The organism is Nitrospira sp. SG-bin1 (assembly GCA_002083365.1).
GTDB lineage: Bacteria > Nitrospirota > Nitrospiria > Nitrospirales > Nitrospiraceae > Nitrospira_D.
Genome location: LVWS01000008.1, coordinates 82,635 through 97,176, shown reverse-complemented (window position 1 = coordinate 97,176; position 14,542 = coordinate 82,635). Strand labels below are relative to the sequence as shown.

The following is a 14,542-nucleotide window of genomic DNA, read 5'->3' as shown; positions in this document are numbered from 1 at the left end:
CCTTTCTTTTGGAACGAGCGCCGTACCTGCTTCCCTAACCGTGTTCGCGCCCGCGAAGATCAATCTTGTCCTTCGCATTCTCGACCGCCGCCCTGACGGTTATCACAATCTCTGGTCTCTGATGCAGACGGTGCAGCTGGCGGATGAGCTTTCGATTTCCGTTCGTGCCGACCATTCGACCATCATCTTGCAGTGCGACGATCCTTCGCTGAAGACCGATCTTTCAAACCTGGTTTATCGTGCCGCGGCGGCCGTCCTCGAACAGAGTGGACGCACCGTCGGCTTAGATATGACTCTGAAAAAGCGAATTCCAATGGGAGCGGGGATGGGGGGCGGGAGCAGTGATGCCGCGGCGACCATTGTCGGGCTGAACCAGCTGTTAAACTTAGGGTGGTCAGTCGAGAAAATGGCCCATATCGGTCAAACACTCGGAAGTGATGTTCCTTTCTTCTTTTTCGCTCCCTCCGCGACTGTGGAAGGGCGAGGCGAGAAGGTCGCTCCGGTACGAATCAAGGGAAGCCGGTGGGTCGTTCTGATCAATCCCGGGTTCCCGGTCGAAACAAAGTGGGCGTATCAACAACTCTCCGTAAGCCGATCAGGGGTACGACCTCTTTCGGATATCCATGCGGCGTTGCGGCAAGCATCGGAACTCTCATGGGAAGAGGTGCTCCAAGCGGCCGAAAACGATTTCGAAACCGCAGTGTTCAAGGCTCACCCGGTTCTTCACGAAATCAAGCAGAAACTTCTGGCTGAAGAGGCTGAGATGGCCCTGCTGTCGGGGAGTGGTGCCACGGTCTTCGGTGTATTTTGCGACGAGAGGTCGGCGCGGCGAGCCGAAGTGAGTTTTCAGAACGAGCCTCGTCTCAAGATCTATACCGTTTCAACTTCCTCACCCTCCGCCTGTATCAACATGACGTAAAACATTCCTTCACCGCAAAGAGTTGAGGAGTCCATTTGATTTTGATGAGAGGGGACTTTTACAATGCCGCGGTTGAGAGACTGTGAGAGGAGAGGTCTGTCCATGCCCGCGCGACGTCCTGCCAACAAGAAAAAGCCTCGTACGGTGGTATTCCCAGGTCTGTCTGCAAAGCGTCGGTTTCAGCGGAGACTCTTGAAGTGGTATGGGGAGCATGGCCGTGATTTGCCCTGGCGAAAAACGTCGGACCCTTATCATATCCTCGTCTCAGAGGTGATGCTTCAGCAGACCCAAGTTGATCGGGTTGTCCCCAAGTACCACGAGTTTTTGGCACGTTATCCAAGTTTCCAAGACTTGGCCGAAGCTCCGGTCGCCGATGTCAAGAAGACTTGGTATCCCCTTGGGTATAATATCCGCCCGGAGCGGCTCCACGGAATCGCTTGCGAGACAGTGGAGCGGTACGGAGGAAAATTACCCAATGACGCCGACGAGTTGCTCTCGTTCAAAGGGATTGGGCGGTATACGGCCGGGGCAATTCGCTCCTTCGCCTTCAATGAAGATGCACCCATCCTGGACACGAACGTGATTCGTGTCCTACACAGGGTATTTGTGGCGGGGGGTGAGCCCAAAGCACAGAAGACGCTGTTATGGGAATTGTCAGAAGCGTTGATTCCGCCGGGGAAGGGGTATGACTTTAACCAGGCGCTCATGGACTTCGGAGCGATGGTCTGCACCGCTCGCGACCCCTATTGTCTCCTGTGTCCGATGAAGTCGCTCTGTAAGACATATCCGTTCAGTCCGGTGACGCGTGAACGGTAGTAGGCTGATCATGCAGGTCATTGAAGTGGCGGCAGGACTCATTCACCGTGACGGTCGCTACCTCATCGCCCGTCGAAAGCTAGGTTCCCACTTAGCCGGTTTCTGGGAATTTCCCGGTGGAAAGCGGGAAACAGGCGAATCGCTCACGGAATGTCTGCAACGGGAACTCTTTGAAGAGCTAAACATTCGAATCGACCTCCCTATCCCATATCGGGTCATTCGACACGACTATCTGGATAAAATCATAGAGTTACATTTTTTTCGATGTGCCATCGAGGAGGGGGAACCGGTTCCTGTCGGTTGTGAGGAGATCCGATGGGTGCATCCCAGCGATCTCATACAGTTTAAGTTTCCTCCGGCGGACTTCACGGTGATCGAGTCCTTGTGTCGCGATGCGTTCGGAGCTTCGAGATGAAGGTCGTGCTGGATATAGAAACGGTTCAACTCCCACGTGAGGAGTGGGCTCGCCTAGCGGGGAAATCTCCCGCCGGTCATGATGCTTCTTTAGGGGAAGCTAGCTATGACCTTTTTTCTGCAGGAGCCGCCGAGGCACAGCGCCGTGCGGAAGACGAGTCATACGCCAAGTCGGCATACGATGGAACGTTCAGCCGCATTGTCTGCATCGGTCTGCTCGAATTTTCCGATCAGATGGAAGCACGCAGCGCCGTCGCCTGGTACGGACCGAACGAACGGGAGCTGCTCCGTCAATTCTGGGCCAGATTGGCCCTGGACCGTCCGACTCTGTTTATCACGCATAACGGACTAGGCTTCGATCTGCCATTCATTAGAAAGCGGTCGATCATCAATCAAGTGAAACCCAGCCTCGACATCAATCTGGCGAAATTCCGTACCGAACCGGTTTATGACACCATGGCCATCTGGAGTAATTGGGATACGAGGGGGTGGATCAAACTTGATGTATTAGCTCGAGCTTTGCATGTCGAAACGAAATCAGGCAGTGGGGAGCAAGTCGCGGAGATGTGGGAGAAGAGGCAGGGACGTGAGCTGGCACAGTACTGTCTCCAAGATACCTACGTGACGTATGCCTGCTACTGTCGCATGAACTTTCGTCAGCCTCTGTCCAAAGAGGTGGTTCTGCTGCAGCCTGAGGTCTACGATGTCGAATGATCGATCACTCGGCCGATCAACGGGTTGGATAGGCCTCTGCCGATTTCTTTTTAGGAATTGATTTGGTGACAGTTTTGCTGGCCTTCATCGCTTTGACTTCTTCTGCGCGCTGACGCAATTCCTGTTTCATCCATGCGGCTTCCTTCTTCAACATCGCGATCTCGGAGTCTTTGAGCTTATTGGCTTCCCGGGCTTGACGGAGTTCATCCAATTTTCTGTTCAACAGTTCGTCCGACGCCGATTCCGGCGTACCCAATTCCTTCCGGCTGTGTCCATGGAACTCCTGAGGGTCTAACAGCGAATCATCTAGTGACGGCGATACTTTTGCCGCCGAAGAGATCGGTGCCGGTATAGCGGATGGTGCAACTGAAGCGGCCTGAGACGCGGATACGGGGGCGGCCTTTGAGGCGCTTGCAGCAGCAGGCGAACCTGGCATCGGTCCTTTGGCAAGAGCCTGATGATCGATGATCATCGTCATAGCGCCACTTCCTAAGGCAATGAACGAGGGAGCCTTTTCAAGACGGGCGGCAGAACTAGGTGTGAACCCCGTGACCTTCCTGTTTTGAGAAGAGGCGATCGTCAGATGGATCGATCCTTTGGACATATAGAGGGTGCCCGCTGTGGGTTCAGTGCCTGACCCTGCCGATGGAGACACCTTGAAACCGACAATCTGCTCCGGTTTCGCTTGCGATAAGCCTTGGGCTAGCAGGGGAGCAAGAAATTCGGCGTCTTCATCGCTGAATACCCTCATCGGCTTGCTGCCACTGGCGGGCATGTTGCCTGTCATTTTCTGAACGTCGTCCGTTACAACGCCTTTGACTATTTTCAGCATCGTCATTTGATCGATGGTGGCGGGGTGATTGGCTTCAAACGACCAATCCGCAATTTCCTTGAGGTAGACTGATCCTTTGGCATTTTTCTGAAGCTTGGCTTCTCCGGAAAACATTGAGCATCCCGCCACCATCAAGCTGAGCGATATCAATGTGCCGACATATTGAGAACTGCGGATATTGAGATAAGCATTCATTTGGGATCTCCTCACATGTGGTCTTGTGACCGAGGGGGCCGTTCTTGCCATTTGACAAAACATCCGAATCTCTTGTGGTTCGAATGTCGGTCTACCAGATACCTAAACCCATCAACACCATGCCGATGGTCAACCATCCGAATACTCCGACTGAAATGATCGTTTCGAGTGTGATGCGGGAATCAGAAGGGTTGGGATTGGGCTTTGAGTCAGAGTCAGCGGGCTTCATGACGCGAAGAAGTTCCTGATAACGATCGCGGATCGACGCGAAATTGAGCAAAGTTCATGCCTTATTCACTTTGGAAGGAACGGGTGGTATTGCCTTTGGAGGCCTAGGAGTAATCTCGAATAAAATTCAGTGTCGGAGGTTAAGCCTAGCTGTCACGCCCAGGGAGAAGGGCTCTAGAGGCGCCTTGGTAATCATGGGGTTAGCATCAAAAGATTTGGTCGGAACGAGGAGAAGGTTTGGACAATCGATGGCAAGTCTAGTCATAAGCGAGACAAAACTGAATGAACATAGAGAACGGACGGCTGTGGAACCACAAGAAAACGGTTAGGGAAAGCGTCAGAAAATGTTCAGCTTGACCGCTGAGTGTGCAGAATTGTCCGCAGTGTTGAGTGAGACAGACATCCTAGGCGCGAAGCTTATACACGTGCCCCTTGTTCTCATTTTCCATACAGAGTTGCGGCCGAGGCATCAAAGATATGTTTCGTCGTGAGGGTGCCAGGTTCAAAATGGCCAGTGCTCTTCTCCCAGACGACCGTGACATTCCCGTCGGTTTTCCCCATGGCTTGAGTTGATGAGCGGGTCGCGTCACCCTCGATCAGAATCTCGATATCTTTGCCGATGTATCGGCGGTTGCGTGCCGCTGTGATCGTACGTTGGAGCTCAACCAGCTGGGACACCCGCTGGCCCTTCACCTGTTCCGGCACATCGTCGATATATTTCCTCGCCGCGATCGTATTTTTCCGTTCCGAATATTTGAAGATATAGGCTGAATCAAGCTGGGCCTGTTCCACCAAGCGAGCGGTGGCTTGGAAGTCGTCCTCGGATTCGGAACAGAAGCCACAGATGATATCCGTGGTCAGGACAACGTCAGGGACGACGTGCCTAATGCGATCAACCAGTGCCAGGTATTCGGTTCCGGTATAAGTCCGCCCCATCAGTTCGAGGATTCGGTCGCTTCCTGACTGAAGCGGTAGATGGATGTGTTTGCAAATCCTTGGATGTGTGGCAATGGCTTCGATCAGTGCCGGAGGAAAGTCTTTGGGGTGCGGAGAGGTAAACCGGACGCGCTTGATGCCCGGTTGGTCGGCGACGGCACTGATGAGTTTGGCAAAGTCCCATTCTCCGTGGCGATAAGAATTCACGTTCTGACCGAGCAACGTCATTTGCCTGAACCCGCGGGCGGCGGCGTCACGGGCTTCAAGCAGAATGGACTCCGGATCGCGCGACCGTTCACGGCCTCTGGTATAGGGGACGACGCAGAAGGAACAAAAATTATCGCAGCCTCGCATCACGGTAATCCATGCATTCACGCCGCTGTCGCGGTCCGGCAGGATCCCTTCATAGGTTTCATACTCGGAGAGATCGAGCGCAAACCTCTTCCGAGCAAGTCCTTGCTCTTGCGCTTCAAGTGCAGTGGTCAGCAACGAGGGAAGCTGTCTGTACGAATCGGGACCGGCTAAGACGTCAATGATGGGTTCCTTGTCCGCAAGATCGCTCTTTAAGTTCTGAGCCATGCAGCCGAGGACGCCGACGACGAGGGGGCGCTGTTTCTTGACCGCTTTCAACTCCGAGAGATGGGCATAGATCTTGTTGTGGGCATTCTCTCTGATGGCGCAGGTGTTGACCAACACAACATCGGCACGTTCGCGGTCCTCCGTGAAGACGAAGCCTTGTTGCTTCAACATTGAGCGAACGAGTTCACTATCGGACTCGTTCATCTGGCAGCCGAAGGTCTCGATATGGACGTACGGAAGGATTTTCAGGCTCATAGCAGCGCCATTGCAGAGTTCAGCGGTTGGGCGGAGGCGAGATGGCCGAACGCGCAGCGGTCTGTTGCAGCGGTAACCGTCACAGGCATGATCCGACTCTGAAGATCCGCAGAGTTTGCCACCGCCACTCTCGTAAAATTGGGGGTCGTGCCGAAGCGTGAGGCGTCTTGAATCCCTTTTTCAAATAAGACCGAGACGGTCTTCCCAATTTGTTTGTTGTGGAAGGTGAGTCGCTTGGCACGATCGAGATCCAATAGTATTTTGGTTCGTTTTTTTACCGTCGCCGAAGAGACCCGTTGCTTCATGCGAAGTGCGGCGGTTCCGGGCCGTGGAGAATAAGGAAACACATGGAGATAAGAAAAGGGAAGGTCCGTTGCAACGGCTAAGGTGTTCTGAAATGCCGCGTCCGTCTCACCCGGGAATCCGACCATGAGATCGGTCCCAAGACCAAGGTCTGGAATTTTTGTGAGTGCCGTTTCAATGAGCTTGCGATAGGTCTTGATTGTATGACGCCGATTCATGGATTCTAAGATCCGGTCATCTCCGCTCTGCAAGGGGATATGGAGATAGGGACAAAGTTTTTTCGACGAGGCGAGGAGATCCAACAATTCATCGTCGACCGTGGTAGGTTCGATCGAGGAAATGCGGATCCGTTCGAGGTTCGCCGTTTGGTCGAACCAGCGAAGTAACGAGCAGAAGTCTCGGTCTTGGTGATCATATTGACCGATGTTCACTCCGGTCAGCACGACTTCCCGATACCCTCGTTCTATGAGGCGTTCAACCTCACGTTGGATATCAGCGAACGTTCGACTCCGCTCGTGCCCCCTTGCGAACGGAATAATACAGAAGCTACACATGGTGCTGCAGCCGTCCTGGATCTTGAGCAGCGCGCGGGTGGAATCAGGCTCGGCAAAATGCGGCAGAGCGAAGTCTCCACGCGCCATTGTTTTTGTATGGTGCACTTCCATGGCAGACCGTTTACGTAGGACGTGAGCGGCTGGAAGGTAGGCCGGTAGGTCGAGCTTGTATTGGTGGCCCACAATGAGGTCAATTCCGACTTGTTGCTTGAGGCTTTCAAGTCCCGTCTGGGCATAGCAGCCGGTCACGGCGATAAAAGCATGAGGAGAATGCCTCAGTGTCTTTCTGATCAAGTATCGCGATGTCCGTTCGGCATCCTCTGTCACGGCGCAGGTATTGAGCACAAGAAGGTCGGTCGGTTGACCGAACTCGACAAGCTCGAATCCCTTGCGCCTCAGTCCTTCCCCGAGTATCGAGGTTTCGGCTTGATTCAGCCGGCAGCCGAGCGTATGTAGAGATGCACGGGTCACCATAGTCCATTATAGGGAGGGGATGCGTATTCCGGCAAGGTCGCTTGTGAGTACCGTACCGGTAAGAGGCGGGATCTGATTACATCCAAGTCTTTGGGGTAAGAGTGAGGGGCATGGGCCGTCGTGCGCTCATTGTTGTTCTGGCGTGCGCCTTGTGGAGTCTTCCTGCGTCGGGCTGGAGCACAGATGCTCTTCCTCAAGAACCTGATCTTAATACACGCGTGGATGAACTGTATGACCATGAGGCCCGATTATTTATCTTGCTCTATTCCCTTCGAGGAAACGGCCAGGTCGACTATGTGACGGCCCGGCTGGTTCAAGAATACTCCCGCAGCAGCTACGGAAACCCCGTCTACCAGACCGAAGCTCAACCGCTGTTCTATTGGTGGAACCACACCATGTGGAACGATCCTGAGCAAGACGGCGTCAACGGCAACGAGAAGGTCTATCAGGAAAATACCGATTTCGACATCTCGCGGTACAAGCCGTGTTTGTTCAACGGACAACCCTGTTAATTTCCACGCCAGCCGGCTAATGTCGAGTCTTGAGAGTTCTTCGCGGTATCCGTTCGTTCTGAGCTTTGTCCAAGGGCGCACGTTTATTGATTCTGCTCAGTCACGGCGGGCGGCGATGGTATTCTGCGTTCCAGCTGGGGGCCTTGCTGCACATCAATGAGTCCGATTTGATCCACTCTCGTATGGGTGCGTACCGTGACGCCAGAGTCATCTAACTTCGCTGCGTTGCTAAACCGGCGCCTCATCGTGATGTTGCCGTTAGGGTTTGTATCCGGCCTTCCGCTCGCGCTCACGTCCGGGACTCTCCAGGCCTGGCTGACGGTCGAAGGGGTTGATCTCAAGACCATCGGTATTTTCACGCTGGTCGGCCTGCCCTATACGCTGAAGTTCTTGTGGGCTCCGGTGATGGATCGCCTGGTGCCTCCTTGGTTGGGACGGCGTCGCGGATGGATGGTCGTGACGCAACTTTGTGTCGCCATCGGTCTTGGGCTCATGGCCGTGACTAATCCGAAGATTCATCCTGGATGGCTGGCGGCCTATGCTGTGCTTGTCGCATTTCTAGGCGCCTCGCTGGACATTGTCTTCGATGCCTATCGAACGGACACGCTCCAGCCTCACGAGCGGGGGCTGGGCGCCGCCGTCTGGGTGAATGGCTATCGAGTCGCGCTCTTGGCTTCCGGGGCCGGCGCATTGGCGCTCGCTGATCATGTCGGCTGGCAGATGACCTATCTGGCGATGGCAGCCCTCATGGTCGCGGGGGTGGTGATCACCTTGGTCAGCCCTGATCCGACGATCGTTGCCAATGCTCCCCAAAGTCTCAAGGAAGCAGTCGGGGCGCCGCTGGCGGAGTTCTTTTCAAGGCCCACGGCGATGGGGTTCTTGGCCGTGATCATTCTTTACAAACTTGGAGATGCCTTTGCCTCGGCGCTCCAGACTGCTTTTCTGATCGGAGGATTAGGCTTCTCCGCGACGGAGGTCGGAGCCGTGAAGGGGCTCGGGATTTTTGCCACGTTGATAGGAGCCTTTATCGGTGGGCTGTTTATGACAAAGTCCGGACTCGTACGGTCGTTGCTGATCTTCGGTGTCCTGCAAGCTGTTTCAAATTTGGGATTCGTCGTCCTGGCGTTGGTGGGCAAGAGTTCGAGTATGCTTACGGCTGCGGTCGTAATCGAAAACGTGACTGGAGGCATGGGGACTGCCGCGTTCGTGGCGTTAGTCATGTCGCTCTGCGATGCCCGGTATACGGCGACCCAGTTCGCGCTGTTGTCTTCGCTAGAGGCGTTGGGACGAGTCTTTGCCGGCCGCCCATCGGCTGATGTCGTCGCTCTGGTGGGATGGACCCAATTTTTTGTTTTGACTGTAGTGGTGGCGTTGCCGGGTCTCTGGGCGGTCTGGCGGATCCGGCGTTCCATCGAGCCAGAACAGAAAAACGTCGACCAACCCTCTGTTCTGGAACCAGCAGCCTCGCCCGTTTCCAAATGACAATGGCAATCTGTTCTTTTTTTGCTCCAGAGGCAAAATAATGAGCTTAATCGAGTTTGTTTTTAAGGGAGACTTATTGGTATTCAGAAAGCGCTGAAGAGCGGTGAGGATATCAATCAACGTGATCGAGATCAAAGCACGGCTCTCATACATGCAACGATCGCGAAGCATGAAGCAGCTGTAGCACATCTCCTTAAGTCTGGGGCAGATCCTAACGTTCAAGATCGCAATGGTCGTACAACTCTGCATTTTGCGGCACAAGAATATGTCATTGCTATCGCGAAGCTTCTCCTGATGAGAATGGCAATACCCCTCTCTTTAATGCCGTCTTTAGTTCACGAGGGCGAGGTGAAATCATCGCTATGCTCTTACGGGCTGGAGCGAACAAGGATGTATCGAATAAATACGGGATATCACCAGCGACGCTTGCCAAGAGCATCGGTAACTATGATGTTGGACAGTTTCTGACTTGAAGAGAGGAAAATATGGACAGGCTGAACTCCACAGATCGCCATACGATTGTCTAAGCAGACAGCCGCCGCTGAAGGAATAGGACGAAGATCATGAGGGTTGGAAGTGGGGCGAGGATGAACGGCACTAACCAGAGCCAGACGTTCTTGCCGCGGACTCGTGCTTGGTCGATCATCCAGACAAACAGCCACACGAGCAGGCAGGCATAGTTCAAGATGATCCACTGGGTCGTGTGTGTCTTGAGCACGCTCGTACTCTCGGACGGGCCTTGGAGGAAGAAGATCCCTAACAGCAGCACGAATGCACCTAACAAGCCTCCGATAAGTTTTTTGCTCCAGACGAACATGGCCTCCTCCAGGTTCTATGATCTATGTAAACAGAATTCGGACTAAGCTAATTGGCCGACCGTCGTTTGTCAAATCAGGTCGGTTGAGGTATTTCATCACAGGCAGTTGAAGGGAGTACCGAGAATGTCATGAGCCTCCTTCGTTTAGGCGCGATTGTCTGTGCACTCGCCGGGGCAGTTGGGCTGGCATGGTCGAACCCGACCATGGACGACTATTTGCGCTTCGTTGAGCGAGAATTGACCAAAGCGATAGACCGAATGGACCAGGGTACACCGACTCGAGAACAACAATTCATTCGGCAGGTGTTTCAGTCGCAGAGCAGGAAACTTCTTGAATCAATCGTGCGGCCGAATACAGCGCGACACAACTGGGGAATTATGAGCCAATATGAAACACAGGTGGCGGATACGAAAGTCATCGTCCTGGGGCTCGGCGGTCGGTTCATTCCCATACAAGGTGTCGAGGAGGCGACGCTGAAAATCGGACGAATGGCCTTTTAAAAAGAAAAAAAGGCCAGGGTAATTTGGAGGGGCCTTGATCTCACCCCCATTTCTGTGGATAACCTCGTTGCTAATCCCCTAAAATAGGCATGGTTACTCGCGTTGTGACTATTCACAGCGTATCCTCTCATTTCCCAAAGATCCACAATACTTGGTGTTGACAAAAAAATATGATAGCTATATGTAGACACATCCAAGAAACAAACAGGGTCTCCATACCTGAATGATCCTCATTAAAACCATTAACCACAATCTTTTTCCTCTCTTAGGAGGTCTACCGTGAGAATTGATCGAAGGTTTACCCGTCGCGGGCAGAATCCCTACGAGGGGATGACGTTTGTGAAACGTTCGTCCGAAATTCGGAATCCCGACGGCTCTACGGTATTCAAGCTCCAGGATATCGATGTTCCTGAGGGATGGTCTCAATTGGCCATCGACATATTGGCCCAGAAGTACTTTCGGAAGGCCGGAATTCCGCAGCGTGACTCAAACGGACAACTCCTCGTCGACGCGGATGGTAAACCGACACTCGGTGGTGAGCGAGATGCCCGTCAGGTCTTCGAGCGTATGGCGGGGTGCTGGACCCATTGGGGCAAGTCCTATGGGTATTTCAAGACACCGGAAGACGCCGAGTCGTTTCACGATGAGATGTGCTACATGCTGGCGCACCAAATGGCTGCGCCGAATTCCCCCCAATGGTTCAATACAGGCCTTCATTATGCCTATGGGTTGTCCGGACCGGCGCAAGGGCATTATTACGTCGATCCCCAGACCCGCGAAGTGGTGAAAGCCACCAACGCCTTTGAACATCCTCAGCCTCACGCCTGTTTCATCCAATCCATCGAGGATGACCTCGTGAACGAAAACGGGATCATGGATCTGTGGGTCCGAGAGGCCCGGTTATTCAAGTACGGTTCCGGGACCGGGACGAATTTTTCGAAGCTGCGCGGGGATGGCGAGGGACTTTCCGGCGGCGGGAAGTCATCGGGACTTATGTCGTTCCTCAAGATCGGGGATCGAGCCGCCGGTGCGATCAAGTCCGGCGGCACGACGCGCCGTGCCGCCAAGATGGTCTGTTTGGACCTTGATCATCCGGATATCGAAGAATTCATCGATTGGAAAGTCATCGAAGAGCAGAAAGTCGCGGCAATGGTGACGGGGTCAAGGATTTGTGCGCAGCGCCTCAACGCCGTGCTGAAAGCCTGCCATACAGTCGATGGCGAAGGGGCGCTCAGGCTGGATCTCGACCAGAAGACCAATCCGGTCTTGCGCGAGGCCCTGACATCGGCCCGTCGCGATATGGTGCCCGAGGCCTACATTCAGCGAATGTTCTCCTATGCACAGCAAGGGTTCACGCATTTCGTGTTTCACGAGTACGATACGAATTGGGATGGGAGGGCCTATCAAACCGTCTCCGGCCAAAACTCAAACAACAGCGTCAGGATTCCCAACGAGTTTTTCGCTGCGCTCGAAGCCGACGGCAACTGGGAACTCAAACGCCGAACGAACGGCAAGGTCTGTAAGACCATCAAGGCGAGAGAGCTGTGGAACCGCATCGCCTGGGCGGCGTGGATTTGCGCCGATCCCGGAACTCAGTACGATACCACGATCAACGAGTGGCATACCTGTCCCGAAGATGGCCGCATCAATGCGTCCAACCCCTGTTCCGAATACATGTTCTTGGACGATACGGCCTGTAACTTGGCCTCTCTCAACCTTACGAAGTTCTACACCGCCGATGGACAATTCGAGATGGAGAGTTTCCGCCATGCCGTTCGGCTGTGGACGATCGCGTTGGAGATCAGCGTACTGATGGCTTCGTTTCCCAGCCGAGCCATCGCCGAAAAAAGTTATCACTTCCGGACGCTTGGGTTGGGGTATGCGAATCTCGGCACCATCCTCATGCGCCAGGGGATTCCGTACGATTCGCCCAAGGCCCTGGCGATCTGCGGCGCCATCACGTCCATCATGACCGGCGAAGCCTACAGCGCCTCGGCCGAAATGGCGGCTGAGTTGCAGCCTTTTCCGGGTTACGAAAAAAACCGAGAACACATGCTGCGGGTGATCCGCAATCACCGGCGGGCTGCATACCAAGTTCCGCATTCGGAATATGAAGGCCTGACGATTGCTCCGGTGGGAATCCGACCAGAATATTGTCCTCCGGATCTCCTTCTCGCCGCTAGACGAGCGTGGGATCATGCGCTTGAACTGGGAACGGCCTATGGGTATCGCAATGCGCAAGTCACGGTGATCGCTCCGACCGGTACGATCGGGTTGGTCATGGATTGTGATACCACCGGTATCGAACCGGACTTTGCCTTGGTGAAGTTCAAGAAGCTGGCCGGTGGAGGGTACTTCAAGATCATCAATCAAAGCTTGCCGATCGCCTTGGGCAACCTCGGCTATACGGACCAGCAAGTGCAGGATGTCGTTCGTTACTGCGTCGGGGCCCAGACGCTCAAGGGTGCGCCGTTCATCAATCACGACACGCTGCGTCAAAAGGGATTCGACGACGCGGCATTGGGCCGCTTGGAGAACAGTTTGGGACAAGCGTTCGAAATTCAGTTCGTGTTCAATAAGTTCACGTTTGGAGAGTCCTTCTGCATCGAAAAGCTCGGTCTGACCGAGGCCCAACTGACCGAAGCGAACTTCAATATGCTGAGGGCGCTCGGCTTTACACAAGAAGAGATCGCTGCTGCAAACGACTTCTGTTGCGGGACCATGACGGTGGAAGGCGCGCCGCATTTGAAGGCGGAACACCTCGCCGTGTTCGATTGTGCCAATCGATGCGGCCGGATCGGGCAACGCTCCATTGCCGTCAATGCGCATATCCGCATGATGGCCGCCGCCCAGCCGTTTATCAGCGGCGCGATCAGCAAAACCATTAACATGCCGGCCGATGCCACGGTCGAAGACGTCAAGGCGGCCTATTTGCTCGCATGGAAAAGCATGGTCAAAGCGGTGGCTCTGTATCGCGACGGGTCCAAATTGAGTCAACCGTTGAGTGCTTCGACCGACAGCGGCAAGGCTGTTGAAGCTGCGACCAATGTCATGGAGATGGCGGAGAAAGTTACCGAACGGGTGATGTTTCGCTATCTCGCCAAGCGGCGTCCGTTACCGAGCAGGCGCAATGGGTACACCCAAAAGGCGATTGTCGGCGGACATAAGCTTTATCTACGCACCGGCGAGTATGATGATGGAACCGTCGGGGAAATCTTTTTGGACATGCACAAGGAGGGCGCGGCGTTCAGAAGCCTGATGAATTGTTTTGCGATCGCCATTTCGCTCGGGCTCCAACACGGTGTGCCGCTGGAGGAATTTGTCGAGGCGTTCGTCTTTACCCGGTTCGAGCCGAACGGCCCGGTAAAATTGAACGATCGCATCAAGATGTCGACCTCGATCATCGATTACATCTTCCGCGAATTAGCCGTCACGTATCTTGACCGGTATGACCTGGCGCAAGTAAAAGAAGAAGATCTGCGCATGGATTCGATGAAACGGGACGATATGGATCCTGAATGCTTCGAGGAGGAAGCAGATCTCGACGCGCTGGCCAAATCTTCCGTCCTGACGGAACATCTTCCCATCCGTCGGAACGGTGGAAAAGGAAACGGACACGGAAACGGGCACAGTGTCGCCCGACAAGTGGAGATCATGCGGGAAACCCTTACCCTGACGGAAGTCCAAAGTGCGAAAGACGCCAAGGTGAAGGGCTATGAGGGAGATCCTTGTCCTGAGTGTAAACAGTTCACTATGGTCAGGAACGGTACCTGTCTGAAATGTGTGACGTGCGGCGCCACGAGTGGATGCTCATAGGAGAGATACGAGGATGAAGGGCATGCGGCCATCGTTGTGTGTGCGGTGCCGAAGGCGACGGGTTCGTCGGATTCGCTCGGGCGCTGAGCTCTGCTCTGCCTTGTTACGATTACGGGCTCGCACGCTGTGCGTGAGGCCGGTGTCTTCTGGCCAGAAATTTCACCATTACGGAGCTTGGTCGCCGTTGCGAGCAGC

13 protein-coding genes are annotated in these 14,542 nt (G+C 54.3%); 8 read left to right on the top strand and 5 right to left on the bottom strand.

The annotated features are described in order from the left end of the window. Nucleotides 1-40 precede the first annotated feature (40 nt). The 4 genes from A4E19_14890 (at nucleotide 41) to A4E19_14875 (ending at nucleotide 2,863) form a co-directional block, all read left to right on the top strand. Entirely contained in the window at nucleotides 41-919 is an 879-nt protein-coding gene (locus tag A4E19_14890) for a hypothetical protein (GenBank protein ID OQW37015.1), read from the top strand. 102 nt (nucleotides 920-1,021) lie between these two features. Beyond that, entirely contained in the window at nucleotides 1,022-1,735 is a 714-nt protein-coding gene (locus A4E19_14885; GenBank protein ID OQW37014.1) for an adenine glycosylase, read from the top strand. Nucleotides 1,736-1,742: 7 nt separating this feature from the next. After that, entirely contained in the window at nucleotides 1,743-2,150 is a 408-nt protein-coding gene (locus A4E19_14880) for a DNA mismatch repair protein MutT (GenBank protein OQW37044.1), read from the top strand. Next, on the top strand, nucleotides 2,147-2,863 hold the full coding sequence (locus tag A4E19_14875; protein OQW37013.1) for a hypothetical protein: 717 nt from the start codon (nucleotides 2,147-2,149) through the stop codon (nucleotides 2,861-2,863). Before A4E19_14880 ends, A4E19_14875 begins: the two co-directional genes overlap by 4 nt. A 16-nt stretch (nucleotides 2,864-2,879) precedes the next feature. Here A4E19_14875 and A4E19_14870 read toward each other — a convergent pair whose 3' ends face one another. From A4E19_14870 to A4E19_14855, 4 genes are all read right to left on the bottom strand, one after another. Then, nucleotides 2,880-3,890 (bottom strand): hypothetical protein, encoded by a 1,011-nt coding sequence (locus A4E19_14870; protein ID OQW37012.1) that lies wholly within the window; start codon nucleotides 3,888-3,890, stop codon nucleotides 2,880-2,882. A gap of 91 nt (nucleotides 3,891-3,981) precedes the next feature. After that, nucleotides 3,982-4,170, bottom strand: a complete 189-nt coding sequence (locus A4E19_14865; protein ID OQW37011.1) for a hypothetical protein — start codon at nucleotides 4,168-4,170, stop codon at nucleotides 3,982-3,984. A 386-nt stretch (nucleotides 4,171-4,556) separates the two neighbouring features. Then, nucleotides 4,557-5,888, bottom strand: coding sequence for a tRNA-2-methylthio-N(6)-dimethylallyladenosine synthase MiaB (locus tag A4E19_14860; GenBank protein OQW37010.1), 1,332 nt, complete (start codon nucleotides 5,886-5,888; stop codon nucleotides 4,557-4,559). After that, on the bottom strand, nucleotides 5,885-7,219 hold the full coding sequence (locus A4E19_14855; GenBank protein OQW37009.1) for a hypothetical protein: 1,335 nt from the start codon (nucleotides 7,217-7,219) through the stop codon (nucleotides 5,885-5,887). Before A4E19_14855 ends, A4E19_14860 begins: the two co-directional genes overlap by 4 nt. A gap of 110 nt (nucleotides 7,220-7,329) precedes the next feature. Here A4E19_14855 and A4E19_14850 point away from each other — a divergent pair, with 110 nt between their 5' ends. Together A4E19_14850 and ampG are read left to right on the top strand one after the other, a co-directional pair. Then, nucleotides 7,330-7,731: a hypothetical protein gene (locus tag A4E19_14850; GenBank protein OQW37008.1), complete on the top strand. Its 402-nt coding sequence runs from the start codon at nucleotides 7,330-7,332 to the stop codon at nucleotides 7,729-7,731. Nucleotides 7,732-7,917: 186 nt separating this feature from the next. Then, nucleotides 7,918-9,213 carry a muropeptide transporter AmpG gene (gene ampG / locus A4E19_14845; GenBank protein OQW37007.1) on the top strand — a complete coding sequence of 432 codons (1,296 nt, stop codon included), beginning with the start codon at nucleotides 7,918-7,920 and terminating at the stop codon, nucleotides 9,211-9,213. 523 nt (nucleotides 9,214-9,736) lie between these two features. Here ampG and A4E19_14840 read toward each other — a convergent pair. Next, entirely contained in the window at nucleotides 9,737-10,030 is a 294-nt protein-coding gene (locus tag A4E19_14840) for a hypothetical protein (protein OQW37006.1), read from the bottom strand. 129 nt (nucleotides 10,031-10,159) lie between these two features. On the opposite strand from A4E19_14840, the gene A4E19_14835 reads away from it, so the two are divergent. Both A4E19_14835 and A4E19_14830 read left to right on the top strand, forming a co-directional pair. Further along, nucleotides 10,160-10,531, top strand: coding sequence for a hypothetical protein (locus tag A4E19_14835; GenBank protein OQW37005.1), 372 nt, complete (start codon nucleotides 10,160-10,162; stop codon nucleotides 10,529-10,531). Between the two features lie 279 nt (nucleotides 10,532-10,810). Further along, the gene (locus tag A4E19_14830) at nucleotides 10,811-14,347 is read left to right on the top strand and encodes a ribonucleotide-diphosphate reductase subunit alpha (GenBank protein ID OQW37004.1); all 3,537 of its coding nucleotides are present in this window, start codon (nucleotides 10,811-10,813) and stop codon (nucleotides 14,345-14,347) included. Nucleotides 14,348-14,542: the final 195 nt, after the last annotated feature.

Coding starts and splice junctions, on each gene's coding strand:
- A4E19_14870 (OQW37012.1), bottom strand. CDS start 3,890: ATGAATGCTTATCTCAATATCCGCAGTTCTCAATATGTCGGCACATTG.
- A4E19_14860 (OQW37010.1), bottom strand. CDS start 5,888: ATGAGCCTGAAAATCCTTCCGTACGTCCATATCGAGACCTTCGGCTGC.
- A4E19_14835 (OQW37005.1), top strand. CDS start 10,160: ATGAGCCTCCTTCGTTTAGGCGCGATTGTCTGTGCACTCGCCGGGGCA.
- A4E19_14840 (OQW37006.1), bottom strand. CDS start 10,030: ATGTTCGTCTGGAGCAAAAAACTTATCGGAGGCTTGTTAGGTGCATTC.
- A4E19_14885 (OQW37014.1), top strand. CDS start 1,022: ATGCCCGCGCGACGTCCTGCCAACAAGAAAAAGCCTCGTACGGTGGTA.
- A4E19_14855 (OQW37009.1), bottom strand. CDS start 7,219: ATGGTGACCCGTGCATCTCTACATACGCTCGGCTGCCGGCTGAATCAA.
- A4E19_14875 (OQW37013.1), top strand. CDS start 2,147: ATGAAGGTCGTGCTGGATATAGAAACGGTTCAACTCCCACGTGAGGAG.
- A4E19_14850 (OQW37008.1), top strand. CDS start 7,330: ATGGGCCGTCGTGCGCTCATTGTTGTTCTGGCGTGCGCCTTGTGGAGT.